The sequence below is a fragment of the Kitasatospora sp. NPDC059088 genome, from assembly GCF_042738155.1.
Taxonomy (GTDB): domain Bacteria; phylum Actinomycetota; class Actinomycetes; order Streptomycetales; family Streptomycetaceae; genus Kitasatospora.
The window spans coordinates 1-24,542 of the sequence record NZ_JBHYGR010000031.1; the positions used below are offsets into that span (position 1 = coordinate 1).

Genomic DNA, 24,542 nt, shown 5'->3' on the forward strand with positions numbered 1-24,542 from the left:
GCGGGCGCGGGCTGGGGCCGCGGCCCCGCCCCCCCCCCCCCGCGCCCGCGCGCGCCCCCCCCCCCCGCGCGCCCCCCCCCCCCCCCCCCCACCGCTGCATCCGGGACCGGCCGCGAGCCGGCTCGTTCCCAGGAAGGAAGAGGAGAGCCATGTCCGTCCGCCGTACCGGTTGCGGCGCCGCCGACCGGCGCCGCACTTCGCGAGGCAAGGCCTGTGGGAGCAAGCGCCGCTACCCGTGCCGTGATGAGGCGGCCCGCGCCGCCGACTCGCTCAACGCCCGCGAGCCGTGGGCGCACCCGCGCGCACCGTACCGCTGCCCCTTCTGCGCCGGGCACCACATCGGCCGCCCGCGGCCGGCCACCGCCCGCGCCGCCAAGCCGCGACGCCGCTAGGCCCGACACCACCCCTACCCCAGGAGTCACCAGCATGTCCCAACGCCCCCGGTACGCGACCGGGCTCGACGACCTGTCCGCCCCGCCCGACGGCGACCGGCAAGTCGTGGCCGCCTTCCAGAGCCTTCTGCAGCGGCGCCGAGCCCGCGCTCCGCACGCCCACCTGGCCTTGACCACGACGGCCGAGGTGATCGCGGCCGGCCCCGGACGGGCAACCGCTCACCTGCTGCTGCCGGCCTGGAGCAGCACCCGCAGCGTTCCCGTGCCCTACGACGAGCTTCTGCTCGAACTCGGCACCCGGGAACTGGAGCCCGGCACGGTGCTGCTCTGCCGGGCCTTCCTCGACGCGGCCGCCGCCCCGGCCGTGGATCCACACGGCTGGCGCTCGTGCCCCGAGCCGCCCGCTGCCTGGACCCGCGCGGGCGTTCGGGCTCCGACCAGCGCGCTGGTCATCGCCCGCACCGCAGCGACCGCCCACGTCGCCCTGGACGCCTGGTGCCCGGAAACTCGGACCGTCCCTGTCGACGCCGCCCTGATCCTGGCCGCGTCGGGCGCCGACCCCCAGCCCGGCGCCTGGTACACCGCCCAGGCCTCCTGCCACGCCGGCACCGCCCTGGGCACGGCGCCCGCCGGCTGGCGGCACGCCCCCGAACTCAAGCACCTCACCCCGGGTCCTGGCGCCCCGGCAAGCCGTAGGCCGGACGACCGGACCACCCACCACCTCACTTCGGAGGCACGATGACTACGCCCGCCCAGCCGCACGGCTTCCTCGACCCGCGGTCCGCCAGCTGGTTCTACAGCGACACGGAGTTCCTGCCCAGCGACCCCACCACCCGCGGGCTGGCCGCGATCGCGCTGGTCGACCGCGCCGGCCACCAGTACTACGCCGTGAACGCCGACCTTGACACCGCCGCGGTTTTCGGCGACGAGCGCAACGCCTTCTTCCGCGACCACGTCTGGCCGCTGCTCCCGCTGGCCGACGACGGGCGCACCCTCGACCTCACCCACCCCGACGTACAGTCGCCGGACCGGATCCGTGCCGACATTGCAGCGTTCATCGCCGACGTCGCCGAGCGCGGACGGCCGCGCCTGGCCGCCTGGAAGGGTTCCCAGGACATCGGGCGGATCCACCAGCTGTGGGGCAACGACTGGGACGCCTTCCCGTTCGGCCTCCCGGACACCTTCACGGACCTGGAGACGGAGACCCTCAAGGTCGGCCTTCGCGACCACCTGCCGGACCATCCTGGCCGCCTGCACCACGCTCTCGATGACGCTCTGTGGGACATGGCCGTCCACGACATGCTCGCCGCCGTCAACGAGCCGATCACACCGCTGTGGGACCGGCCCGTCAGCGACGTCGACCTCCACAACGACCTCGCCCGGCTGCTCCAGGAGCTCACGCAGCTCAGCACCGCGACCGCCGCCGGGCACATCCGGACCGGCGTGCCGGCCTCCACGACGGCCCGCCTTCGTGCTCTTGCCGACGAGGTCCACGGCCTGGCCGTCCGACTCGGCGGCACCCTGCCGGTGCCCTACCTGCACCGCACCGAGCGCGCCGACCTGCCGCACGACCCCTACATGGAACTCGTCGACAGCGCGCTCACCAACGTCGGCCTGCGACCCGCTCGCTGGTGGAGCCGGCCCTCCGGAGCCCGGCTCGACGGCGGCTTCTGGCTCGACACCGCGCACCTCGCCGGCTGGCCCGGCCAGGTCCGCCTGTACTGGAACCAGGACAGCGGCTGGACCATCACCTACGGCACCGGCCTGCGCACCACCGAGCCGCTCGGCGTCCACACCTACGCGGCACCCCGGCACGTCGCCGCGGCCACCCGAGCCCTGCTCGACCGCCAGCCGCCGCCGACCGGAGCCGAGCACTGGCCCCTCGCCGCCGCGATCGCCGCCGCCGTCGGGGCGTGCCAGAAGACCTGACCCACGCACTGCGTCGGCTACCGGGCGCGGACCGGTAGCCGACGCAGCCAGCTGCCGGCACCCGCTCCCGGTGTCGCCGGACAAACTGAGCACCAGGTCATTCCAGCCGCCCCAACGACGCATGGTCGCCCGCGGATCGTCACGTGACCCACCGTGCGGCACCGGCCATTCCGGTCAATGCTTCCCCCGACAACCTGGGTCAGCACGGCGCATAGGCTGGAGCGCCTCTGCCCGGTCTCTACGACAGGACAATGACGTGACCTCAGACAACACGCGATTCCACGAGATCATCCAGACCGAGGGCCGACTGGACAGGGACCGGAGGCTGATCCTGTTCCTCCGGGAGCGGATCGCGGAGAGCGCCGACACTGCAACAGAACGGGAGCGCGCGCTGCTGGCCGCCGTGGGGCGCATCCTCGCTCACTTCGCCGACGGCTTCGAGGCCGCCGCCCTACGCGACTCGGCCAACGGAGTGTTCGGCCACTACGAGGCGCTGGGTTGGAGCCTGCGCTGCACGGCCTTTGCCGCGTTCTCCGAACACCCGGGTTTCAGCCCGGACTGGCGACCGTAGCCGTCCCGAGCCGCGCATTGACCTCCTGCAGCCGGGCCACGCCGATTCTGCGCCGCGCAGCACCGAGTGCCGCGCCAGCGGATGGCATGCCGTGACGGTTTCTGCGGCGCGGTTCGGCGGGAAGGTGATCCACTACAGCGTCCAGCGCCCATTGTCATGCCGCCCCGCACACGACCCCTGCGACTTGCTGGAGGGGACCGATGAGACGCTCCAGCGCGAGGGCACTCGTCTGCGCGACGCCGCCGAGCGCGCCGAGACTCGGATCTCCCGGAGCTCCGCGAGATCTGGCCTCCCAGCGGCCTACCACCACTCGCCGTGCCGCCTGATCGAGGTCCCCCCGGCGAAGCGCTCACGCTGCGCTGTTGGCCCAGTATCTCCGTCGGCAGCACAGCCACATCACCCTCCCGAGCCGGTCCTGAGCGGCTCGGTGGACAAGACGCCTGGAACGAGCCGTTGGGCCCGCTGCCGTACTGCCCGTTCTGTGCGGCGTGCCCGTCCCAGCGCCACCTGGAGGTCGGGAGGGACGGGTGCCTCGGCGGTCCGCTCGGCTGCTGTCCGGCCGGGATGGCGGGCCGGACGCTCCCTTCGCGCCGGAGGAGGGGTGAGGTCGAGCCGGCGGCCCAGGCCGCCCTGCGGAGAAGTACGCACGGTTCGTCAAGGTACCCGGACCGAGGCCGCCTTGCGGTCGCCGACCGCCGGGCTGGCGAGCATCTCCCGCGTGTTTCCTCACCGGTCCTGGCCTCCGGTGTCAGTGGATGGGCCGTCGACGAATCGGCTCGCCCCTGTGCGGCCGGGCTGCGGAAATACGCTGATCGCCGTCGGCCTGCGGCGCTACCATGCCCCGAAAGGTCGGGCGAGGGCCGAGCAGCAGCCCTCGCCCGACCTCGGAACCCATCTGTGCAACGGCGGGCAAGATGCGGCGGAGTGACTGCTGCGGCGAGAGAAGACGGGCGATGGCCGACCTGAACAAGCACGCATTGCCGGTCTTCGATCCCGCCCTGCCGGCCGAGACCCGGAACGCGGTCGCCGAACTTGCCGCCCGGCACCCCGACCTGCTCGCACCCAACGGTAGCCTCATCGCCTCGTTCACCGGGGCCGGCCAGGTGATGAAGGCCTCCCTCAAGACCGCAGCCTGGGCGGCAGCCGGAGCCCTGACGGCCTTCCTTCTCGGGCGCTTCGGCACCCCGCCGACCGACATTCCCGGAGCGGATGCCCACCTCGAGAAGCTCCTCCGCGACGGGCTCGACTGGCTCCAGGTCATGGGGGAGACGGTGTCCGCCGGGGCAGTGGCCGTTACGGGCATGGCGGTCTTCGTCACCTGGACGGAGAACCGCTACCTCGACCAGGCGCTGGAAAAGGCCCGCGGGCACTACATCCACCCGTGCTGGCTCACCGACGACGCCGCCGGGCTGCTGGCCCGGGCGCAGCATGCGGCCGCAGCGATCCTCCAGTCCCGGCTGCACCGGGACGACCTCGGGGGCCTCGGCGCCGACAACGCCGTCCAGCTTCCGGAACGGCTGTGGACGATCGCGGACTCGCTGCACCGCTACAGCGAGGTAGCGGCGGCCAGTGAATCAGCTGTCGCGAAGAACTCGGCAATGGGCGACCTGCTGGCCGACGAGCGCGAGGTGCTCGACCGGGTCGTCAGCGGGATCGAGGCGCAGGTCGTCGCCCTGGAGGAGTACGCACGCCAGGCGCGGGAAGTTGACCGGATCGCCGCCGACCTGGCGGCGGCAGAACGGGTCGAGGCGCGCAGCGAGGCCGTTCGTGATCTGCTCGCACAAACGGCGGTACCGGCTGGCGTTGCCGAGATTGAGGTGCTGACCGCATCCGCCGCGATCGTGGCCGAGGCGTACGCGGAGGCTCTCGGCGCTGCGCGGGATGCCGCCGCCGTTGCCCTCCCTCCAGCGCCCCAGTCGTCGCCCAGCTGACCGCGGACCGAAGGTTCATAACCCCTTGCTCGGCTACAGCACCGTGGCCTTTCCAGCGGCAATCGCTTCGAGGCGTTGCTGGTAGAGCGAGCTAAGGAGCAGCAGCGCCGCGCTCGGCTCCGAGCCGAGGTCATCAGCCGTCATGGTGAACCAACTGGGGTTCTCGCTCGACCACTGCTTGAACTCCGCCTCTTGGAGGGTCTTCACGGCCGCGCCGAGTCCGGCCAGGTCGGGGTAGCGGAGCCAGAGTTCCCGGACCGGATCTTCGTGGCTGGCGCGTCCGTAGGCCAGGCAGTCGGCGGCCAGTGCCCGGTCCGACCAGGTGCGGTAGTCCCGGCTGGTCGGTGTCTCCGTCTCCGCAGCGCCCACGGCGGTGGAGAGGGTGCGGCGGGTCACCCCGGTGAGGTCCGCGGCGTCCTCCATGTCGATGTGCCAGTCGCCGCCCCTGCCACCCGTGCCGTCCTGGAGGGTTGCGAGTTCCGTGCGGTACTCGGCCAGGGTCTGTCCCATCTCCCGGATCGCGGCGCGTCGGATCACCTCGGCGGTGGCTGCCCGCGTGCCCGCGGCCTTCAGCCGGGCGCGGGCGTTGGCGTAGGCGTCGTGGCAACTGCGGAGCAGCTCCACCTCGGCCTCGAACTCCTGGTCCTCTTGGTGCCGCGTCATGTCTCTCCTCCGGCGGTGCTGGTGATGCTGTTGATGGCGGACCGCTCGTGTGCGGTCAGGGTGTAGGTGTTGATCGCGCGCAGGATCCCGGCCTGGTGATCGATCCACCACTCGGCCCGGGTCTCGCGCAGGGCGGCAGCGGACCACAGGAAGAGCGCCTGCGCCGCGGCGCAGGCGGGCAACCCGTTGTGGAGGCGCTCGGACATCGCGTCGAGAGCGCCGGCACGGATGGTCTCGGCCCAGGCGGTCTGCTTGGGCGTGCCGGTGAGCGGAGGCCAGCCCGCAGCGTGCGCCCTCGCGGTGGCTGCTTGGTTGGCGGCGTCGTACTGCGCCACGCGCTGCTGGCGGGCGCAGTACGGGCACACCTGCGTCGCCAGCCATGTGGCGCGATCCTCCCGGGTGGCGCCGGGGCCTGTGATGTTGGCCGTGGCGATGTGTCCGCAGCGGTGATGGATCCGCAACCTCATGGGAAGTAACTTCCCACAGATAGGCTGATCCGGGAAGTTGCTTCCCGCTCTATGGGGCAGGATGCCCCGAAGCCGCCCGGGGTTGGGGCTCGGTGTGGGCGCTGGCGATCCTGCTGTTGCGCCCCGAAGCTGCTCGGCGACCGCAGCGAGGAGCTGGTCACCCTCGCGCGGCGCCGGACCACGGACTACATCGCGCGAGTCACCGGCCGCAGGGCGCGGGACTTCGCGTACGCGGTGCAGACGGTGGAACTCGTCCTGGCGCAAGCCGCCGACTGGGATGAGTCCGAGGAGCCACCGGTGGAACGCCCGGAAGTGCCGACCCCGAAGCGGCGTGGGCGGACCGCCGAGCTGTACCAAGTGTTCGGACAGGAGCTCACCCTCGCGCGGCTCGCCCAAAACCCCGACTGCAAGGTCAGCTACAACACCCTGGTACGGCGAGTGAAGCAAGACGGGATGGATCCGGAGGAGGCCGCCACCACCCCCAGCCGAACACGATGACCCCTCCCGCCGAGACCGATAGGCCTACCCGGGGGCAGATCCCGGCACCCGCTCCGGCATGCCGACTCGGTCCTCCGGGACCGCTCAGCCTGGTCAGATAGTCTGACCCAGGCGCCCGCCGGACCCGAGACGCACAATCCGGGCAGCACCGGGGGGCGCTCCAAGACCTACGCCCGCCGCGACGCGAGAAGGGGCCGGCCGCGCTCGGGGGTTCACGGCCGCCCCAGAACAGCATGAGGCCGGATTCCGCAGCCCACACCCCCGGCTGCGGCACATGGCGCAGCATCGACGTGGGGCGCCCGCCCACGCGAACTCTGGCAACCGGTGAGCCGTTAGTTCGTCGCCGCCCGGACAAGTTCAGGGGCCGGCGGCCCAGCCGCCGACCCCGCCCGTGCCCCTGCGCCAACAGGACGTGCTGCACGGCTCCCAGGTCCGGATCAGGACGAGGTGGAACCCCCAGCATGGTGTACACCTCGGCCGTTTGGCCATCGAGTGAACAACTGTGTACAAGCTCCGAAGAACACGCCGCTGACCTGCGGGAATCGTCATGCTGTGCGTTTTTCAAACCTGGCAGCTGCGCCCACCGGCGATGCCCGTTCCGTGCCTTAGCACAGGACCCGCTGCCTAATCGCGTTCTTCGCCGATTGAATATGACAGGTCGTCAGGCTGTGCCAGGATCGGGAGAACCCATCCCCCAGCCGGAGGCGGCCTTGGACCAGAACACCCTCGATCGCCTCGCCGAAGAGATCCGCGCCCTGCGCGACGACTCCACCCGGATTGCCGGGGCGCAGGCGTGCACGGCAGTGCAGAACTGGCGGGAGTCAGCGACCGGTCGGGATGGCCAGCGCTCTGCCGACCGGGTCCTGAAGGCCATCGGGCGGGTTGCCACCGCCACCGGACCGTTGGCCGAGCGCCTGTCGATCACCTACGGCCTGATCGCGACCGCGGATGCTACCGCGACTCCCGGCCATGCTCTTGCGGACCAGGTGGGGGACGACGCCGATGCGATCGCCGATGTCGTCGGCCCGCTGCTCCAGGCCTTGGTGCCCGTCCGGCTCGATGACAAGGTTCGGGAGTCGGCGGCCGCCCTGATCCTCGCTCTCACCGGGGTCGGTCGCTGTCTGCTCGGCCTGTCGGACGGGCTTGCGGCCCAGTTCGTCGAGGCCTACGGCGACGAGGACGGTGAGCGCGCGATCAGCAGGCTCGCTGTCCTGCGGAGCGATCTGGATCGGCTCGACGATCTGGTCCTTCCGCCGGTTGTGGTGACCGTCTCGCTGCCTCCGCGGCGTGCCGCAGTGCTGGAGGACCTGGGCGGGGTGGAGACGGCGCTGGCGCTGGTCGTGGCGGCCGCCGCCGACCCCGAACTCGGCCCGCAGCTCGTGGAGCTCCGGCAGCCCCGTGCAGGGGCCGATGCTGGCCCGGCGGCCGGTGCGAACGGTCGGCCGCCGCGTGCCAAGGAGGGCGTCGGCGCGCCTTTGGTGCCGTGAGCTGCACGTTCGTCGCTGAATCGAATGGGTGACGGGGCCGCGACACACCGAATTCGAACTTGCTTTCGATAGGTCGCACGTTCGATTCTGGGGGTGTGGAGACGACGATCAGCGCCCTGGCGGCCCAGCTCCAGCCGCCCCGGCCGACACCCGCGGTGCCGGTCCTGCCTGCCCTGCAGGATCTGCTCCCGGACCGCGGGCTGCGCCCGGGCACGGCGGTGCGGGTGGGCGGCAGCACGGCGCTGGCCTTGGCGCTTCTCGCGGCGGCCACGACGGCCGGCACGTGGTGCGCGGCCATCGGCTGTGAGGGGCTTGGTCTGGTGGCCGCCGCAGAGATCGGCGTCGCACTCGACCGCCTCCACCTGGTGGAACGGCCCGGCGAGCATTTCGAGGACGCGGCCGCTGCCTACGCGGACGCGGCCGGGGTGTTGCTGCTGCGCCCCGGCCGACCGGTCAGCGACCGCAGCGCTGCCCGGCTCACCGCGCTGGCTCGCCGCCACGGCTGCGCGCTGGTGGTCGACGGCCCGTGGCCCTCGCCGCAGGTGCAGCTCCAGGTCTCCGCTCGCCAGTGGACCGGCGTCGGGATGGGGCGGGGGCGGCTGCGCGGCCAGCGGGTGGTGGTCGAGGTCGGCGGCCGCGGTGCCGCCGCCCGGGGGCGCCAGGTGGGTCTGTGGCTCCCGGATGCCGACGGCCGGGTCTGTCTGGACGCCCCGGCGGAGCGCCTGCCCGGTGCCCGGGCGGGACGCGCGCAGCTGGCGGTCGCGAGATGACCGGCTCCGAGGTTGCGGCGACGAGGTCGGTGGTGGTCTTCTGCCCGGACTGGCCGGTGACCGCCGCGCTCGGCGCCGGCGGCGATGCCGAGGGGCGGCTGGTGGCGGTGGTGGAGGGCGGCCGGGTGCTGGCGGCCTCCGAGACCGCCCGGGCCGCGGGCGTGCGCCGGGGGATGAAAATCCGCTCCGCGCAGGCCCTGATGGACGGTCTGGAGATCCACGACCGGGCACCGGACGACGAGGCCCGGCTGTTCGAGCAGGTCGCCGAGGCGGTTGGCGCACTGGCCGCGCATCTGGAGGTGCTGCGGCCCGGGATCTGCGCGGTCCCGGCCCGGGGGGCGGCACGGTTCCACGGCGGCGAGGAGGCGCTGGTGGAGCGGCTCTATGACGCGGTCGAAAGCGCGGGGGTCGAGTGCCGCATCGGGGTAGCCGATGGCCTGGTCGCCGCCCAGCTCGCCGCCCGGGCGCAGCTCGTGGTGCCCCCGGGTGGCAGCGCGGCGTTCCTCGCGCGGTTCCCGGTGGGCGAGGTCGCGCCGCCGCGGCTGGCCGATCTGCTGGTGCGGCTTGGCCTCGAGACCGTAGGCCGCTTCGCGGCGCTGCCCGGCGCCGCGGTGTCGGACCGGTTCGGCGCCGTGGGAGTGGCAGCGCACCGACTCGCGCGCGGCCTGGAGGCGCGGCCGGTAGTCGCCCGTCCGGCCGGGGCGGACCTGGTCGCAGAGATCCGCTTCGAGACCGCGTATACCGTGGCGGAGCCCATGGTGTTCGCGGCGCTGGGGCTGGCCGAGCGGATGCACGCGGGCCTGGCCGCCGCAGGCCTTGGCTGCGAGCGGTTCGCCGTGGAGGTGGAGTGCGCCGACCGGAGCGAGGCCTCACGCACGTGGCGCCATGAGGGCGTACTGTCCGCGGCTGCGGTGGCCGAGCGGGTGCGCTGGCAGCTCCAGGCCTGGCAGCACCAGCGGCGGTTCGACGAACGGGCCGGCGGAGTCGTGGCGCTGCGCCTGGTCCCGGACGGGCTGTTCGCGGATCCGGGGCGGCAGTTGTCGCTGCTGGACGGTGACAGGGAGTCGCTGGAGCGGATGGAGCGTGCCGCCGCCCGGGTGCAGGCCATCCTCGGGCACACCGCGGTGGTGACGGCGCAGCTGGCCGGCGGGCGCGGGCCGGGGGACCAGGTGGTCCGCACTCCGTGGGGAGACGCGCATCAGGAGCAGCGGGCCGAGGGTCCGTGGCCCGGGCGTCTGCCGGCCCCGTCGCCGGTGCGGGTGCCGACTGCTGTGCAGGCGGTGCGGCTGCGGGACGCCGAGGGCTGCGAGGTGGCGGTCACCGCGCGAGCCGAGCTGGTGTCCGCCCCGGCGTGGTTGGTCACCGACGGGCGTGAGCTGGCGGTGAGCGGCTGGGCCGGGCCGTGGCCGGCCACCGAACGGTGGTGGGCCGACGACGGTTCCCGCGTGGCCCGCATGCAGGTCACCGTCGCTGACGGCGGCGCTTTACTGCTGGCCGTCGAGGGCGGCCGCTGGCGCCTCGAGGGCGCCTACGACAGCTGACTGACCTTTCGCGTGCCGCGCCGTCTTCCGGCCCTTCCCCGGGGGCGGCCCCGCTTCGATCTTCGAGTACCACCAGGACCACCCGTGCCGTTCGACAGCAACCGTGAGACCCCGTGGCGTGAGCTGCACCGCCAGCTTGCGGGCGGCATGCCGCCACAGGACCGGACCGTTGTGCCGTTCCCGGCCCGGACCGGCCCCGAGCCGTCGCGCACGTCACCGCTCCTGGAGCCGGCCGGGACCGGTTGGGCCGAGCTGCACGTCCACTCCTCGTACAGCTTCCTCGATGGCGCCAGCGATCCCTCCGACCTGGTCAACGAAGCCGCCCGGCTGGGTATCGAGACGCTGGCCGTCACCGACCATGACGGCCTCTACGCCGCCGCGGTGCTGGCCGCCGAGGCCCGGCGCGCCAGCATCCGTACTGTGTTCGGCGCCGAGCTGACGCTGGACGCGGGCATGGCCCCGACCGGTGTGGCCGACCAGGACGGCGAGCACCTGCTGGTCCTGGCCCGTGGCGCGGAGGGCTACCGCCGCTTGGCCAAGGTGATTGGCGACGCGCACCTGGCCGGCGCCGCCAAGCGCCGGCCGAGCTATGACCGGGACGCCCTGGCGAACGTGCACGGCGGCCACTGGGCCGTGCTGACCGGCTGCCGCAAGGGCGCGGTGCGCCGGGCCCTGGAAGACGGGGGAGAAGCGGCCGCCGAACGGGCGCTGCGGGAGCTGGCCGACCGCTACGGGCCCGGCAACATCTTCGTCGAGCTGACCGACCACCAGATGCCGGGCGACGACGAGCGCAACGACACCCTGGCCGCCCTCGCCGCCCGCACCGGCCTCACCACAGTCGCCACCACCGCCGCCCACCACGCCTCCCCGGTCCAACTGCGCCTCGCCCAGACCCTCGCCGCGCTGCGCCAGAACCGGTCGCTGGCGGACGCGGAGCCCTACCTGGCCGCTGCGGGCACCGCGTACCTGCGCTCCCCGGCGGAGATGGCTGCCCGCCTCGCGCCGTGGCCGGGCGTCCAGGAGGCCACCGTTGACCTGGGACGGGAGCTCGCCTTCGACTTCCGCGATATCCGCCCCCAGCTGCCGGGGTTCCCCGTGCCGGAGGGCCACACCGAGGCCAGCTGGCTGCGCGAGCTGACCCACCGCGCCGCCGCTGACCGGTTCGGGCACGACAACGGGCGCGCCCACCAGCAGATCGACTACGAGCTGCGCGTGATCGAACAGCTCGACATGGCTGGCTACTTCCTGATCGTCCACGACATCGTCGACCACGCCAGGGCGATCGGAATCTGGTGCCAGGGCCGCGGGTCAGCCGCGAACTCGGCGGTCTGCTACGCACTGGGCATCACCGCGGTCGACCCGATCCGCTTCGACCTCCTCTTCGAGCGCTTCCTGTCGCCGGAGCGCGACGGCCCGCCGGACATCGACCTGGACATCGAGAGCCGCCGCCGGGAGGAAGTGATCCAGTACGTCTACGAGCGCTACGGCCGTGCCCACGCCGCGCAGGTGGCGAACGTGATCACCTACCGCCCGAAGCTGGCGGTGCGGGACGCCGGCCGGGCGCTCGGCCACCCGGTGGGCGACCTGGACCGGTACGCGCGGGAGGTGGGCTGGGAGATGCCGCCGCCTGACGGCCCGGTGCCGGCGGACGTGCGCGAGCTCGCCGGCCAGCTGCTCGGCCTGCCGCGCCACCTGGGCATCCACTCGGGCGGCATGGTGCTGACCAGGCGGCCGATCAGCGAGACTTGCCCGACCGAGTGGGCCACGATGCCCGGACGCAGCGTGCTCCAGTGGGACAAGGAATCGGTCGCCTCCGTCCCGGGCCTCGTGAAAATCGACCTTCTCGGCCTTGGCATGCTGTCCGCCCTGCACGACGCCTGCGACCTGATCGCCGAGCACCACGGGCGCCGACTCGACCTCGCCACTATCCCGCCGGATGACCCGGACGTATACGAGATGCTCTGCCGGGCGGACGTCGTCGGGACGTTCCAGGTCGAGTCGAGAGCGCAAGCCTCGGCGCTGCCCCGCCTGCGCCCGCGGACGTTCTACGACCTGGTGGTGCAGGTAGCCCTGATCCGGCCCGGCCCGATCCAAGGCGGCTCCGTGCACCCCTACATCGCCCGCCGCAACGGCCGCGAGAGGGCGGTGATCGCGCACCCGCTGATGGAGCGCGCTCTGGCCAAGACCCTGGGGGTGCCGCTTTTTCAGGAGCAGATGATGCAACTGGCAATCGACTGCGCGGGGTTCACCCCCGCCGAGGCGGACCGGCTGCGGCAGGCGATGGGCTCCAAGCGCTCGCACGAGCGGGTCGCCGAGCTGCGCGAGCGGCTGCTCGCCGGGATGGCCGAGCGTGGCATCCCGCCCGAGGTCGCCGAGGACATTTACGTCAAAATCGAGGCATTTTCGAATTACGGCTTCCCCGAGAGTCACGCGGCCAGCTTCGCCCTGCTGGTGTACGCGAGCGCCTGGCTCAAGTACCACTACCCCGCGGCCTTCACCTGCGCCCTGCTGGCCAACCAGCCGATGGGCTTCTACTCCCCGCTCACCCTGATCCAGGACGTCCGCCGCCGCGGCGTCACCGTCCTGCCCGTCGACATCAACCACAGCAGCGCCCAGCCCACCCTTGAACCGCTGGCCCCAGCCGGTAACGCAGGTACAGCGGACCCCGGCGTGCAGGTCGCGATCCGGCTCGGTCTGGCCTCCGTACGCGGCATGGGCGACGAGCAGGCCGAAGCGGTCGCGGCAGGCCAGCCCTACGCGGACCTGGACGACTTCGCCCGGCGCACGGGACTGTCCGAACCCGTCCTGGAAGCACTCGCCACCGCAGGCGCGTTCCGCAGCCTCGGGCTGAACCGGCGCCAGGCCCTCTGGTCCGCCGGCCTGCTCGCCCGCACCGACGCCGGAATGCTTCCTGGAACCGCGCCCGCGCTGACGGCGCCCGACCTCGCGCCGCTGACCGCCATTGAGGAGACCATCGCAGATTTGTGGGCCACCGGCAGCTCCGCCAACGCCCACCCCGTCCAGCACGCCCGCCCGCACCTGGACCGGTGCGGTGCTCTGACCGCCGCGATGTTCAAGCAGACCGCCGGCAACCAGCTCGTCGCCGTCGGTGGTCTGGTGACCCACCGCCAGCGCCCGCCGACGGCCGGCGGCGTGCTCTTCCTGTCCCTGGAGGACGAGACCGGCCTGATCAACATCGTCGTCCAGCCACACGTCCTCGAACGCAGCCGCAAGACCGCCCTCCAGAGCGCGGGCCTGCTGGTCTACGGCACGGTCGAGCGCCGCGACGGCGCGGCCAACCTGGTCGCCACCCGCCTCGTCCCCCTCACGCTCGCACCCGGTGCGGACTCCCGCGACTTCCGATGAACGACCAACCCTGCGGCGCATCAACGGTGCAGGTCACCGCCACAAACCCGCTGCGCTCTGTCGGCGCCACGGGTTACAGTCCACGTCCAAGGTCACGCGAAAGGGCGCGCCATGGCCGACCTCAGCACTGCCACCGATCGCAGCCGCAGCCGAGTCGTCGGCGGAGACGGTCTCACCGACCGCCAGCGAGCCATCATCGAGTTCACCGAGTCGTTCCTCGAGGAACACGGCTACCCGCCGGCCATGCGGGAGATTGGCAAGGCCGTCGGCCTGTCCAGCACCAGCTCCGTCAGCCACCAGCTGCGCCGGCTCCAGGGCCTCGGGCACATCGAGCAGGATCCGCACCGGCCCCGCGCCTACCGCCTGCCCGCCGCGGCACCGAGCGTCATGCCCGCCGCAACCGGGGTGAGCGTGCCGTTGCTCGGCCGGATCGCCGCCGGCCAGCCGGTCCTGGCCGATCAGAGCGCCGAGGACCTCTTCGAGCTGCCCCGGCGCATCGTCGGCGAAGGCGAGCTCTTCGCTCTTACCGTGACCGGGGACTCCATGGTGGGAGCCGGCCTTCTTGACGGCGACTACGTGACCGTACGCCGTCAAGCAGTCGCTGAGAACGGTGACATCGTGGCGGCGATGATCGACGGCGAGGCCACCGTCAAGCGGCTCAAGCGCGAGGACGGCCGCATCTGGCTGATGCCGCACAACCCGGCCTACAAGCCGATCAACGGCGACAACGCGACCATCCTGGGCAAGGTCGTGGCGGTACTCCGCAGCCTGTGACCCGCGTGAGCCGGACCCTCAGGACGGACCCGCGGCGGCGGGCAGCACGTTCCCGGGACGGTGCAGTTACCCGACGCGGGCTTCGAACCCCTCATGCCACGGCCCGCCGTCTCGGGTGATCCGCCGACGCCGCCACCACGACAGCTGCGCCCAGCGCTCCTTAGCCAACCGCCGGCCTTCCGCGGTGAGCCGCATGTGGACCGCGTTCTTGGACTGCCGGTACTCAAACGGTCCGGCGTGCACCCGGCCTTCGACGACCGCTGTTCCTTCGCCGTCGACGAGCTGAAAGGCGAAGGTTCCAGGAGCGCCGCGGACCTTGCGCCAGCCGTCGGGAATCTCCACGGCGATCAGCCCGAACTGGTCCAGCATATCCTTATTTGTGTACATCACATCGAAATGGATGCCGAGCAGCGCGTAGGTGTCCATGCTCTCGGTGGGGTCGAACTGCCAGGGAAGAAACGGGTGCTTGAAGAACTCCTCGTACATCCGCGTCCGCAGCTTGTCCATCAGGTCCTCGTCCGACACCCGCATCCTCCCGCAACCCTGCCCGCTGGCGGCTCACCGTATCGCGGATCCGAATGCCGGCGGGCAGCCCCGGTATCCCGGCCGATCAACACCGCCGCCGTCGCGGCACGCCGCCCTCCTGGCCCGATCGGCGAAACTGCTCCCGGTCCCCGCGCCTCGGCGCACTCTCGCGGGTGCCACCAGGGCAGATCAGCTGCGACGCCCCGTGGGGCGGCCCGCTCCTCACCGTCCTCCGGCCGGGTCAACGCTGTATGAGCCGGCCGTGGAAACCGCCCAGAACATCAGCCGCCAGGACCATAGCCGAGTGATCTCGATCAAGAAGTCACCCGCCCAGAGCAGAAGACGGTGAGCCTGCCCCGCCCTCCACCGTCGCAGCGAACTGCCATGGCAGGGTGAGCGCATGGCCATCATCGACACCATCCGCGATCTGCCCGGGCCGCCCTTCGAAGCCTTCCGCTACCCCCACGAGTACGCCATCGACCTCACGGTGGAACGCGCCATCGTCCCGGAGAAACACGTCGACGCCGGCCGCGAAGAGGTCCGGGCCGGGCTACGCCCCGGCTCGAAGCGCGGGCCCGAGACCCGCGCTTCCCTCAGACGCGCGCTGCGCCGCTGGTGCGAAGCGGAAGAAGAAGATCTCGACGCGGTCTACACAACCCTCGCCGACAAGTACTTGGCGCTGCACTCCATCACCAAGCCCTGACCGACGCCGCGTGGCCGATCAGCAGGCGGACGGGCTTCCTCGGGCCGCAGGAGGGTACAGGCGTATGTGACGGACTGGGACACTTGGCCGTTGAATCCCCTGTGACCGAGATCCCGCCCAACCCTCCAGCGCCCCGCCACATCGGAGTCCCCTCAATCGACCAGCCCGACGACGCTGTCCTTGCGGCGCTGCACCGAGCCCGCACGGCAGGCGAGGCCGCAGCCACCTGGGTCCGTGCCCTTGCCGACCGGCAGGACGACGAACTTCACGGCAAGGCTCTGTGCCGCACCGCGGACGCTATCGAGCGGGCCAGTCACTGGGAAGTCGTCCCAGGCAGCGACGGCCACCTGACCGAGCAACTGCGACACGCACTGTCCGCAGACGTCCTACTCGGCAACCTCACCGCCGGCTCCGCCCCCGACCTTGCACCGGGCGAGCGCCTGCCCCTGGTCGCGGTGTGTGCGATCGCGGCCGCCCTACCCGGTACGGTGCTCGGCGATCTACCGCGCGAGCTGCAGGCGCTCGCCGCCGACCTCGAAGACGCCGCCCGGACCGGCAGCATCGCGACAGAGGCGGGCGACGCCCGCGGGCTCTCCGCAGCCCGCCCCCGCTTCGTCCTCGGGAACGACGACACCAACGCGCTCGACCGCCACGCATACCAGAGGGTGCTGGCACGAGGGAGCGAGTCCTTTGAGATCGCCCTCTACTACCAGGGCGGCGACGAACACCCGATGCAGGCGCGGGCGGAGGCCCTGCACAACGCGCTGGCTGTCATGGCACCCGCCGTCGCGGCCGCCGCGATCCTACGAGCCTCCTACGATCCAGCTCTCGGATTGGACCAGGAGCAATGGAAGCACCTCCAGGACGTCGCCGGCGCGCTCGACCTCGACGTCGTAGAGGACCTGACCGGCGCCAACGGCGACGGCCTGCCAGCGGAAGTGCCCGCTTCGACCGCAGCGCCGGACGCCGGGTAGAACGCCGGATCCACCGCCCGCGCCAACATCCCGGCCGAACCGTGTCCGGCTCCTGGCGGCGAGGACAGCGCGGGTCCACTGACGGGCGCAGTCTTACGGTCACGACCCCGAGAGGTCAGTCAGTCCGCTTCTGCCGCCGCCGATGGTGGGGATCGGTACGCCTCGGGAACCCGCAGCGTGCCACGGCGGTTGAGACCGGCGGGGGAGTACCAGTGGGCGAGCGGCCAGGGCTGGCTCAGCTCAAGCCCAAGGACGCCGTCCGGCTTGACCCCCTCGGCCAGGGCCCCGAACTGGTGGACGAAGCGCCCGGTGCCAATGGCGGGCACCGGATGGAACCGACCGTCGGGCTCGACCAGGTAGGGCTGGCCACAGCCTGTGCAGTAAAGGCCCAACCGGCCCCAGGCCGCCTTGAGCGGTCGCTCGTCGAGCGCGCTCGCGGCGAATCGAGCAACACCGACCCCACAAGGGCAACCTCCATCGGCCTGGTACAGCACGATGTCCGGGATCGTGTCACGCTGCACTCCGAGCCAACCTGGGGCGAGGCCGAGCGCGCGGGCCAGGGCACGGCGCTGCTTGGCATCCGGACGGGTCGCTCCCCGGCTCCATCGCGCAAGGAGATGCCCTTCAAGGCCGGCGGCCCGGGACACCTCAGTGGCGGCACGGCCGGTGGAGGCATGCACGAGCCGGATGCGCCGCGCCAGCGGGTCGAGCTGGTGGAGCGCCCAGGCCGGGTGCTTAAGCAACTCCTCTTCAGCCTGCACCGGATCAGTGCTGGTCTCCTGGGCCCGCTCCAGGGTGCGCTGCCGGTGCGCCTCCGCGAGCCAGGCCCGAGCGGCGACCTCGGTCTGCCCGGTGTCCAAAGGGAGGCCGATGAGGGCGTCCCCCGCCCTCGCGAGTTCGACGGCCGCACTGGCGCCGCCGGTTCCGCACTCGAAGACGGTGGCGAGCAGACGCTGCAGCACGGCCATCCCGGCTTCGCCAACGCCCTCCGTGAGCAGCGCGGTGGCGGCATCGAGGGCGCGTAGGGCGCGCAGCTCCCGTCCCCGGTTCCAGAGCTCCAGCATGCCCGTCCTTCGCGATCGGCGGTCGAGTGCCCGATGCGGCAGCAGGCTAGCGGTTCAAGGGCGCAGGCCGGGCCAGTTCGGCTGTTCCGACCGCAGATCGCCAGGCCACCCCTTACAGTCTCCAGCGCGCAAAAATCCGAAAACCAGTGTACAGAGGCGCCATCAAGGTCTAGAACCTTACAAGCTTCGGCAGATATGTAAGGCATGGTGTAAGGTGAGTCCGACACAATAAGGAGGTCTGCCATGCGTTCCAGCAGCGGCCAGAGCCCCACGCCCTCGGCAGACGACGCACCGGATGCGATCGGAGTCGAGGACGCCCGGAAGACTCTGCCCACGCTCATCAACGCGGCCCAGAACGGGAACTCCACGACGATCCGATTCGACACGCACTGCGCCAAGATCGTTGGGATCGTCCCCGGTACCGACCTGGGCGGGTGGCCGCGCTTCGGCGTCCGGGACACCCGCGAGAAGCTCTCCGCGCTGGTCACCTCCGCGGCCGGCCAGCCGTCCGTCATCACCCGCAATGGCAAACCGGTTGCCCTTCTGATCTCGGCCCACGCCCCCGCCCGGCCCGCCACCTCAAGGGTGCTGGCCGCCGTCGGCGACGGCGTCGCCGCCCTCCTCGACCAGCGCCGCCAGCAGATCGCCATCGGCATCCCCGGCATCGACCAGGCAGCCGCCGTGCTGCGCCCGGGCCGCCTCACGCTCGTCGTCGGCGCTCCGGGAAGCGGCACCAGCCTTCTCGCCCTGTCCGCCGCCGCTACCGCGTCCCTCGACGCGGGCACCAGCGTCCTGTACGCGGCATCAGGGCCGACGCGGTCCGACGTCACCCTTCGCCTCATCGCGTCCCGCGCGGACGTCGACTACCAGCGGCTGCGCGCCGGCACGCTGACCCCCGCCGAGCAGCAGCAGGTCGCCGCCTTCGCCGCGCAGCTGAGAGCAGCGCCCCTGCTGATCGACGACGGTACGGGCCTTGACGCAGCAGCCATCGCCGAGGTGCTCCAATCCGCTGGCAGCGAGATCCGCATGGTCATCGTGGACCGCCTCCAGTCCGAACCGCACCCTCACCGCCCGCTGTCCGGCGCCAATGTCCCCGCAGCTGTCCGCGATCTCGCCCACCTCGCCCAGCAGCACCAGATCCCGATCCTCGCCGCGCTCGACTCCCCGGACCACAGTGCCGCGCTCGCGTTGGGCGCCGACCTCGTCCTCGCCCTCACCCGCGCAGGGACCGCCGTCGAGCTGCACATCACGGAGGCAGACCTGGGCGTGCAGACGGCCGTGCCGCTACACCTCGACGGCTCCCGCGCCCGCTTGCTCGACCGGCCAGCCAGCGGCCCAGCCGCCGAGCAGCCGGACATCGCCGCGATCGCCTCCGCAGAGCCCGCTGGTGTCGCCGCGCAGCCCCAGCCCGCTCCGCAGACTCCGCAGCACGCCGATCCCGTGACCCCGACACCACAGCCCGCCGTGCCCGTCGCGGTCTCGGACCGGGCTGAGCTGCGCCCTGCACCGGTGGAGCCCGCCGTCGGCACGGAACCGGCCCAGACCGCGGAGCAGCAAGTCGACACTGATGTCCCGGAGCTGTCCGAGCGCGAGATCGGATCGTCCAGCGCAGAGGAACTGCGCATGATGATCCGGCAGTGGGTCCTGGAAGCCTCCGAGAAGCACGGCGGCGACGTGGACGCCATCGAGGCTGCCCTCAAGAAGCGCGCCATCCCCAACGTCATGGAGCTCTTCGCCAGGTCGCGGGTCGGCTCCCGCTACGACCACACCGCGTTCCCTCCGGGCCTGGACATCCTGAAGAAGAAGAGCCGCAACGGTCCGGACGACATCTGGGAAGCCCGGCCGAAGTGGGTCAGCCCCTTCGTGCGCACCGGCCTGCCGCGGCTCGCCGAGGCGCTCGACATCAACGGCGCCTACCTGTCCGCCTTCAAGTGCCACCTCCCGATCGGCAAGCTCCAGCACAACCCGACCGGCAGCTATGACCGGAAGACCGACGGCGTCGTTCTCATCACCCCGCCCGCCTGGGACCACCCGCACCTGCCGAACCCCCTTGGGGACCGGAAGGAGGCCGGGCCGTACTGGATCACCACCGCCACGCTCCGGCTGCTGCTTCGTGTCTCCAAGCTCGACCTGTGCGACGTACCGCAGATCCACGAGTCCTGGGTCGCCTACTCCAGCGAGAACCTCCTGGAGACCCTGCGTGTGGCCCTTCGTGATGCCCGGCAGGACGCGATCCAGGACGGCGACGAGATCACGGTGGAATACGTCAAGACCATGTACTCAAAGTTCGTTTCGACGATCGGCGAGTCCAACACCAACTCCAAGATGCGTCGGCCGGATTGGATGCACCTGATCCGCTCCCAGGCCTTCTCGAACCTCTGGTGGAAGGCGTACAAGGCCCATGAGGCCGGCCTTGAGGTCGTCGGGGTCGAAGGCACCGACGAGCTTCGGCTGGTCGGGGACTGGCGCTCCGTCAAGACCCAGACCGGCACGTTCCTGTTCCCCGAGGGACGAGGCCTGGCCGAGGTGAAGACCAAGTCCAAGAACAACAAGATGATTGGAGGTGAGTAAATGGCAGGACGCTGGGAGGAGTTCGGCAAGTACGGTGCCGACGGGATCCCCGGGTGGCTCGCGCTGGCCAGACAGCTCGACGACCTGATCACCGGGCCCGTGTCACCGGTCACCAACGCCCGGGGGCTCGGTGCGCGGCTCAACTACCTGCTCAACCGCAAGGGCGGCATGGACGCCCTGCGCAAGGCAGGTGTCACGGTCAAGGACAAGACGATCGAGGGGTGGTTCGAGAAGAAGACGACCCCGCGCAAGGCGGACCTCGCACGGATCGACTCGGCGTACTGGGACCTTCGGCGCCGCAACGCCGCCCCGTCCCTTAAGGCCCGGCTGCGCAACGAGGGCCGTAGCCGGACCGTCGAGATCCACCCCGTGGACCAGAGTCATGTCCAGAAGGGCCGCAGCCGGGAGATCGCCCACCGGCAGGTGAGCCTCTTCGGAGACATCTGGGACGACATGGTGGACGCGTGGGTGGAGGGCGACGAGGAAGCCCTGGACGGAATCTGGGACGATATCATCACCGACCTCGGATCCGACTGGGACGCCTACAGCTACGTGGACAGTGTCGGCTTTAACGCCGCCACCGACTGACACTTTTCTCGCTGCCCGCTGACCCATTTGTCGGCGGGCAGCGGGGCGTGCCGAGCCCAGCAGACCGGCAGATCCTGGGCCGGCCCGACTGCGACCGCGGGCTGGTGGGTCACAGCCCGCCGATGACCTTGAGGACCTGCCCGGCAACCTGTGCCGGGTTGAGGTGGGTGGTGTCGATGACCTCGGCCCGACGGCCAGCCGGTCGTGGTCCGGACGAATTCGCTCTACGAGTTTGGGTGAACGGATCCTTAAACGCGGTCCACCTTGCCGCTGATGGAAGGTCCCAAAAGATATTGGTGGTGCGGTAGGCGATCCATGCATTGAGTTGGTCGCCCCGCGGCCCTACCCAGCGCGAGCACTCGCATAGCATCGCTTGGGTATCATGAGCCTAGCGCCCTAGCATATGACCGGTAAATTTGACTGATTCGGGAGCAGTAGAAATGGCTGATGCGCCTGGTGGTGCTATCGCGCTTACCGGCGGGCGTATGACCGCGGGTGTCGTTCGCGTCGATGATTCCGTGCGCAGGCCGGTGTCAGATTCCTCGAATTTCGTCGCCGCCCTCCTGGAGGTTTTCGAGAAGCAGCATTTCGACGGCGCCCCGCGGTATCTCGGACAGGCCGGCGGAATGGATATTCTCAGCTTTATCCCTGGTGAAGTTCCGGCCCGTTTCCAAGTATGGGAGGACAACCAGGTAGCTGCGGCCGGCGCGCTGCTGCGGGCCATGCACGATGCGACTCGGGGCAGTGAGCTGGCTGGCCGCTCACCGGTGGTGTGTCACCACGATGTCGGACCGAACAACGCCGTCTTCGTCGATGGTTTGCCCGCCGCGTGGATCGACTTCGACACCGCGGCTCCTGGCTCGCCTCTGGAGGATTTCGGCTACGCCGCGTGGACCTGGTGCATCGCGTCGAAGTGCACCGTCCCGGTGGAGCGGCAGGCGGAGCAGGTCAGGGTCCTTGCTGATGCCTATGGTCTCCACGGGCCGGAGCGTGGTGCCGTCGTCGACGCGATCCTTGAGAGGCAGGCGCGCAACGCCCGATTCTGGGCCGAGGTCATGGCCTCTCCCGATTCCGCACCCGCCGAGTCCGAGGTGCTGGCCACGCGGATCGAGTGGAGCCGCAGGGAGTTCGCGTTCACTGCCGCGAACCGGTCGGTGTTCGAGGCGGCGCTTGCCTGAGCTGGCCTGTCGTGATCACGCAATGAGCGGATCGAGGACCGGATCGGGGGCGCGCCGTGCCCCCGGATCCCAACTATTTTCAGCCCAACGCCTCGGACGCCGGGCTGCTGCGCAGCCCTGATGACGTGGGCCGCCTAGCGGGATAGCTGGTCGGCCCCCGCCGGGAGCTGTGGATTGGGCCAGGCCGGGTCGGGGGACCACCGGGGCCACACGCCGGTGAACGGTGCGGTCTGCTCCTGCAGGAGTACAAGCACACGCTCGCGGGCGGCTTCGACCTGTTTGTGCTGGCTGTCGTCGACGAGGCCGAGGCGCCGGCCTTGGGCGTACTCGTCGGTGTCCTTCCAGTAGTACTTCGACAGGTCGGGCTCCACTACCAGGTCCACGAAGAGGTCGAAGGTGTCGATTCCGAGCGACGTTCGGGTGTAGGGCATCTCGAAGTTCACGTAGAGCCGCAGCGGGGTGCCAGTATCGGGATCCTGGAAGTAGTGAACGCTGAAGTACTCGCCGCCTGTGAAGTGGGAGCGCAGCACGGTGCCTCGCCACGGCCAGGGGGCGAGTTCCCATTGGCCGGCCGCGAGGTCGTGGAGACCCTGCTTGCGCGTCTCCTCGTCCCCGGTTCGCAGGGCGGTGGACCACGTGATTGGCGCCAGGCTCTCGACCCCGGGCCAGTAGGCGAGTTCGATGGTGGACCCGTCGTCGCTGAGCGTGCGGTACGGCTGGGCTGACCACACGCGCCCGTTGAGGACGTCGCGGCGGACGGCGGTGGTGCCGGGTTCGAACCGGGGGGCGGCAATGGCCATCGGGGTCCCTACTGTGGTCTCGCGGTTCCTCGGCGGTGTGCCTTTGGCGCTCCGCCGATGGGCTCATGGTGTCGGCGCTGGGCGGGATCAGGCTGCGAGCGGGGAGGGGATGGGTGCGCGGGCTGCGAGGTCGGCGGTCCGTCCCGCGAGCTGGGTGACGTCGGCGGTGTTGTAGTGCTGCGCGGCTGCCAGCAGGGTGTTGAGGCGCGAGGCGACCAGAGTGGAGTGCATGCCAGCCAGGTCCAGGGCGCGTTGTCCGACCGCAGCGGCCTGTTCGGGCTCGCCCTCGTCTAGGAGTGCTGCGGCGAGCCCGATCTGGTCCATGGCCCGAACGCGATCGTACCCGGGGGCGCGAAGGCGCAGGGCCGTGTGGAAGTGCACGCTGGCGACGTGGCCTCGGTGCCCAAGGTGGGTGAGGTCCCGAGCGCTGACGGCGCGGGCTCCCGCGTGCTCGGCGGCGTCGAAGTAGGCCAGCCACGGCGGTGCGGCGCCGTCGCTCTGGTCGAGCAGTTCGTCGGCGCGGTCGAGGTGCCGTGCGGCGCGGTCCGGCTGGCCCAGGGCGGCGTGGACCCGGCCGGTCTGGGAGTGCACGAGGGCTTGGACTCGGAGTTGGCCATCGCGGTCGGCCCGCTGGGCGGCGAGCTCCAGGAGGGCCAGGGCGTCGTCGAAGCGGCCGAGGTAGATCATCTGGTGGGACATGCGGGTGACGATCTCGGCTCCGCGGCCTGGAGTGGCGGCTTCACCTGCGGCGTAGATGGCGTAGGACCAGTAGCGCTGGGCGGTGGCGTAGCGGCCGGTGTCGTGGGAGATCCAGCCGGCGAGGGCGGCGAGGTCGGCGGTGGCGGCGAAGACGCGAGGGCGCAGGGTCTTCGGCACGCCTTGGCGAATGCGGCGGGCGACTTCGCTGAGCTGGCCGACCACGGCCACGCGGTGGAGGGCGCCGCCGTGGGTGCTTTCCAGCTGGGTGAAGGCCACGACGGCGGCCTCGAGGGCGGAGGTCGAGTCGTCGGTGAAGCCGGCCTGGTTGCGGTTCAGGGTGCGCGCGCTGCCGCCGAGGAGGTGGCTGGCTGCGGCGATCAGCGGGGCTCCGACGGCGAGCTTCAGGGTTTCGCGGCGGTCGAGCATCAGCAGGTCCATCCGGGTCCATCCGGCCAGGGTCTCCGCCGCCGGCTCGGTCAGCAGTGGCAGTTGGATCGTATCCAGGCGGACACCGGAGGGCACTAGTCCGAGTTCACGGGCTGTCAGGGGAAAGCCCAGGGCGTCGGACAGGACGCTGGCAAGGGTCTCAGGAATGGGTGGCCTCGGCTGTTCCCCTTCCATCCAGCGCCGTACCCGGGTGGCGTCCGTGGCGACCTGCCGGTGGCCGGCGCGGTGGGCTGTGCTGTTCACCCTGCGGGCGATCTCCCGGTTGGGCAGACCGCTGGCCTGGATGAGGACCTGAAGTTCGTGGTTGCCGGTGCCGTGTGCCATTCGATGCCCACCCCAACCGTTTCGCACACTCAGTGACTTATTCGCCACGGTTCGCGACCCCCACGGTACTGGATCGCGATCTGCCCGGAGGACGAATCTGGATGCCCAACCGCGGCACGTGCGCACCGCACGCCGGGCACGGAGGAGGGGCAGTTGAAGGATCGCGTAGATGCGACCTCAGCCAGTGTCGAGAATCCGCAGAGGGGCGATCAGGTGGCCTGCGGCGGCCCTGGAGGGCAGCACCGGGTCGCGGGGGACCGCCGGGCCGTCCTAAGCCAGG

General features: G+C 71.2%; 22 protein-coding genes. 16 read left to right on the plus strand and 6 right to left on the minus strand.

Annotation, left to right across the window (positions count from 1 at the left end):
* Positions 1 to 149: 149 nt before the first annotated feature.
* The 5 genes from ACFWXO_RS16400 (at position 150) to ACFWXO_RS16420 (ending at position 4,823) form a co-directional block, all read left to right on the plus strand.
* Positions 150 to 392, plus strand: a complete 243-nt coding sequence (locus ACFWXO_RS16400; protein WP_380524612.1) for a hypothetical protein — start codon at positions 150 to 152, stop codon at positions 390 to 392.
* 34 nt (positions 393 to 426) lie between these two features.
* Positions 427 to 1,134: a hypothetical protein gene (locus tag ACFWXO_RS16405; RefSeq protein WP_380524613.1), complete on the plus strand. Its 708-nt coding sequence runs from the start codon at positions 427 to 429 to the stop codon at positions 1,132 to 1,134.
* Complete coding sequence (locus ACFWXO_RS16410) at positions 1,131 to 2,321, plus strand: hypothetical protein (RefSeq protein ID WP_380524614.1); 1,191 nt, start codon at positions 1,131 to 1,133, stop codon at positions 2,319 to 2,321. Before ACFWXO_RS16405 ends, ACFWXO_RS16410 begins: the two co-directional genes overlap by 4 nt.
* A 256-nt stretch (positions 2,322 to 2,577) precedes the next feature.
* Positions 2,578 to 2,892, plus strand: coding sequence for a hypothetical protein (locus ACFWXO_RS16415; RefSeq protein ID WP_380524615.1), 315 nt, complete (start codon positions 2,578 to 2,580; stop codon positions 2,890 to 2,892).
* 953 nt (positions 2,893 to 3,845) lie between these two features.
* Positions 3,846 to 4,823, plus strand: a complete 978-nt coding sequence (locus tag ACFWXO_RS16420) for a hypothetical protein (protein WP_380524616.1) — start codon at positions 3,846 to 3,848, stop codon at positions 4,821 to 4,823.
* A 33-nt stretch (positions 4,824 to 4,856) separates the two neighbouring features.
* Here ACFWXO_RS16420 and ACFWXO_RS16425 read toward each other — a convergent pair whose 3' ends face one another.
* Positions 4,857 to 5,486 carry a hypothetical protein gene (locus tag ACFWXO_RS16425; protein WP_380524617.1) on the minus strand — a complete coding sequence of 210 codons (630 nt, stop codon included), beginning with the start codon at positions 5,484 to 5,486 and terminating at the stop codon, positions 4,857 to 4,859.
* A complete protein-coding gene (locus ACFWXO_RS16430; RefSeq protein WP_380524618.1) occupies positions 5,483 to 5,953 on the minus strand; it encodes a hypothetical protein in 471 nt (156 codons plus the stop codon). The genes ACFWXO_RS16425 and ACFWXO_RS16430 overlap by 4 nt, the downstream gene beginning before the upstream one ends.
* A gap of 243 nt (positions 5,954 to 6,196) precedes the next feature.
* On the opposite strand from ACFWXO_RS16430, the gene ACFWXO_RS16435 reads away from it, so the two are divergent.
* The 6 genes from ACFWXO_RS16435 to lexA all read left to right on the plus strand — a co-directional run bounded on the left by ACFWXO_RS16435 (position 6,197) and on the right by lexA (position 14,389).
* Positions 6,197 to 6,451, plus strand: coding sequence for a hypothetical protein (locus ACFWXO_RS16435; protein WP_380524620.1), 255 nt, complete (start codon positions 6,197 to 6,199; stop codon positions 6,449 to 6,451).
* A gap of 710 nt (positions 6,452 to 7,161) precedes the next feature.
* Positions 7,162 to 7,938, plus strand: coding sequence for a hypothetical protein (locus ACFWXO_RS16440; protein ID WP_380524621.1), 777 nt, complete (start codon positions 7,162 to 7,164; stop codon positions 7,936 to 7,938).
* Between the two features lie 95 nt (positions 7,939 to 8,033).
* Positions 8,034 to 8,708, plus strand: a complete 675-nt coding sequence (locus tag ACFWXO_RS16445; protein ID WP_380524622.1) for a hypothetical protein — start codon at positions 8,034 to 8,036, stop codon at positions 8,706 to 8,708.
* On the plus strand, positions 8,705 to 10,249 hold the full coding sequence (locus ACFWXO_RS16450; protein WP_380524623.1) for a DNA polymerase Y family protein: 1,545 nt from the start codon (positions 8,705 to 8,707) through the stop codon (positions 10,247 to 10,249). Before ACFWXO_RS16445 ends, ACFWXO_RS16450 begins: the two co-directional genes overlap by 4 nt.
* A gap of 84 nt (positions 10,250 to 10,333) precedes the next feature.
* A complete protein-coding gene (locus tag ACFWXO_RS16455; RefSeq protein WP_380524624.1) occupies positions 10,334 to 13,615 on the plus strand; it encodes an error-prone DNA polymerase in 3,282 nt (1,093 codons plus the stop codon).
* Between the two features lie 111 nt (positions 13,616 to 13,726).
* Positions 13,727 to 14,389, plus strand: a complete 663-nt coding sequence (gene lexA / locus ACFWXO_RS16460) for a transcriptional repressor LexA (RefSeq protein WP_380524626.1) — start codon at positions 13,727 to 13,729, stop codon at positions 14,387 to 14,389.
* Between the two features lie 66 nt (positions 14,390 to 14,455).
* Here the strand turns inward: lexA and ACFWXO_RS16465 are convergent, their stop codons facing one another.
* The gene (locus ACFWXO_RS16465; RefSeq protein ID WP_380524627.1) at positions 14,456 to 14,914 is read right to left on the minus strand and encodes a hypothetical protein; all 459 of its coding nucleotides are present in this window, start codon (positions 14,912 to 14,914) and stop codon (positions 14,456 to 14,458) included.
* 400 nt (positions 14,915 to 15,314) lie between these two features.
* Here ACFWXO_RS16465 and ACFWXO_RS16470 point away from each other — a divergent pair, with 400 nt between their 5' ends.
* Together ACFWXO_RS16470 and ACFWXO_RS16475 are read left to right on the plus strand one after the other, a co-directional pair.
* A complete protein-coding gene (locus ACFWXO_RS16470) occupies positions 15,315 to 15,617 on the plus strand; it encodes a hypothetical protein (protein ID WP_380524628.1) in 303 nt (100 codons plus the stop codon).
* Between the two features lie 101 nt (positions 15,618 to 15,718).
* Entirely contained in the window at positions 15,719 to 16,591 is an 873-nt protein-coding gene (locus tag ACFWXO_RS16475; RefSeq protein WP_380524629.1) for a hypothetical protein, read from the plus strand.
* 119 nt (positions 16,592 to 16,710) lie between these two features.
* Here ACFWXO_RS16475 and ACFWXO_RS16480 read toward each other — a convergent pair whose 3' ends face one another.
* Entirely contained in the window at positions 16,711 to 17,655 is a 945-nt protein-coding gene (locus ACFWXO_RS16480; RefSeq protein WP_380524630.1) for a hypothetical protein, read from the minus strand.
* A gap of 243 nt (positions 17,656 to 17,898) precedes the next feature.
* On the opposite strand from ACFWXO_RS16480, the gene ACFWXO_RS16485 reads away from it, so the two are divergent.
* The 3 genes from ACFWXO_RS16485 (at position 17,899) to ACFWXO_RS16495 (ending at position 21,992) form a co-directional block, all read left to right on the plus strand.
* The gene (locus ACFWXO_RS16485; RefSeq protein WP_380524631.1) at positions 17,899 to 20,226 is read left to right on the plus strand and encodes a DnaB-like helicase C-terminal domain-containing protein; all 2,328 of its coding nucleotides are present in this window, start codon (positions 17,899 to 17,901) and stop codon (positions 20,224 to 20,226) included.
* Positions 20,227 to 20,814 carry a transcriptional regulator gene (locus ACFWXO_RS16490; protein ID WP_380524632.1) on the plus strand — a complete coding sequence of 196 codons (588 nt, stop codon included), beginning with the start codon at positions 20,227 to 20,229 and terminating at the stop codon, positions 20,812 to 20,814.
* A 440-nt stretch (positions 20,815 to 21,254) separates the two neighbouring features.
* Positions 21,255 to 21,992 (plus strand): phosphotransferase family protein, encoded by a 738-nt coding sequence (locus ACFWXO_RS16495; RefSeq protein ID WP_380524633.1) that lies wholly within the window; start codon positions 21,255 to 21,257, stop codon positions 21,990 to 21,992.
* A 134-nt stretch (positions 21,993 to 22,126) separates the two neighbouring features.
* Here the strand turns inward: ACFWXO_RS16495 and ACFWXO_RS16500 are convergent, their stop codons facing one another.
* The gene (locus ACFWXO_RS16500) at positions 22,127 to 22,792 is read right to left on the minus strand and encodes a DUF402 domain-containing protein (protein ID WP_380524634.1); all 666 of its coding nucleotides are present in this window, start codon (positions 22,790 to 22,792) and stop codon (positions 22,127 to 22,129) included.
* An 87-nt stretch (positions 22,793 to 22,879) separates the two neighbouring features.
* The gene (locus ACFWXO_RS16505; protein WP_380524635.1) at positions 22,880 to 24,262 is read right to left on the minus strand and encodes a Tat pathway signal protein; all 1,383 of its coding nucleotides are present in this window, start codon (positions 24,260 to 24,262) and stop codon (positions 22,880 to 22,882) included.
* Positions 24,263 to 24,542: the final 280 nt, after the last annotated feature.

Bases quoted from the DNA above. Each gene is read 5' to 3' on its own strand.
- ACFWXO_RS16400 (WP_380524612.1), top strand. From the start codon at position 150: ATGTCCGTCCGCCGTACCGGTTGCGGCGCCGCCGACCGGCGCCGCACT.
- ACFWXO_RS16405 (WP_380524613.1), top strand. From the start codon at position 427: ATGTCCCAACGCCCCCGGTACGCGACCGGGCTCGACGACCTGTCCGCC.
- ACFWXO_RS16410 (WP_380524614.1), top strand. From the start codon at position 1,131: ATGACTACGCCCGCCCAGCCGCACGGCTTCCTCGACCCGCGGTCCGCC.
- ACFWXO_RS16420 (WP_380524616.1), top strand. From the start codon at position 3,846: ATGGCCGACCTGAACAAGCACGCATTGCCGGTCTTCGATCCCGCCCTG.
- ACFWXO_RS16425 (WP_380524617.1), bottom strand. From the start codon at position 5,486: ATGACGCGGCACCAAGAGGACCAGGAGTTCGAGGCCGAGGTGGAGCTG.
- ACFWXO_RS16430 (WP_380524618.1), bottom strand. From the start codon at position 5,953: ATGAGGTTGCGGATCCATCACCGCTGCGGACACATCGCCACGGCCAAC.
- ACFWXO_RS16450 (WP_380524623.1), top strand. From the start codon at position 8,705: ATGACCGGCTCCGAGGTTGCGGCGACGAGGTCGGTGGTGGTCTTCTGC.
- lexA (WP_380524626.1), top strand. From the start codon at position 13,727: ATGGCCGACCTCAGCACTGCCACCGATCGCAGCCGCAGCCGAGTCGTC.
- ACFWXO_RS16470 (WP_380524628.1), top strand. From the start codon at position 15,315: ATGGCCATCATCGACACCATCCGCGATCTGCCCGGGCCGCCCTTCGAA.
- ACFWXO_RS16480 (WP_380524630.1), bottom strand. From the start codon at position 17,655: ATGCTGGAGCTCTGGAACCGGGGACGGGAGCTGCGCGCCCTACGCGCC.
- ACFWXO_RS16485 (WP_380524631.1), top strand. From the start codon at position 17,899: ATGCGTTCCAGCAGCGGCCAGAGCCCCACGCCCTCGGCAGACGACGCA.
- ACFWXO_RS16490 (WP_380524632.1), top strand. From the start codon at position 20,227: ATGGCAGGACGCTGGGAGGAGTTCGGCAAGTACGGTGCCGACGGGATC.
- ACFWXO_RS16495 (WP_380524633.1), top strand. From the start codon at position 21,255: ATGGCTGATGCGCCTGGTGGTGCTATCGCGCTTACCGGCGGGCGTATG.
- ACFWXO_RS16500 (WP_380524634.1), bottom strand. From the start codon at position 22,792: ATGGCCATTGCCGCCCCCCGGTTCGAACCCGGCACCACCGCCGTCCGC.
- ACFWXO_RS16505 (WP_380524635.1), bottom strand. From the start codon at position 24,262: ATGGCACACGGCACCGGCAACCACGAACTTCAGGTCCTCATCCAGGCC.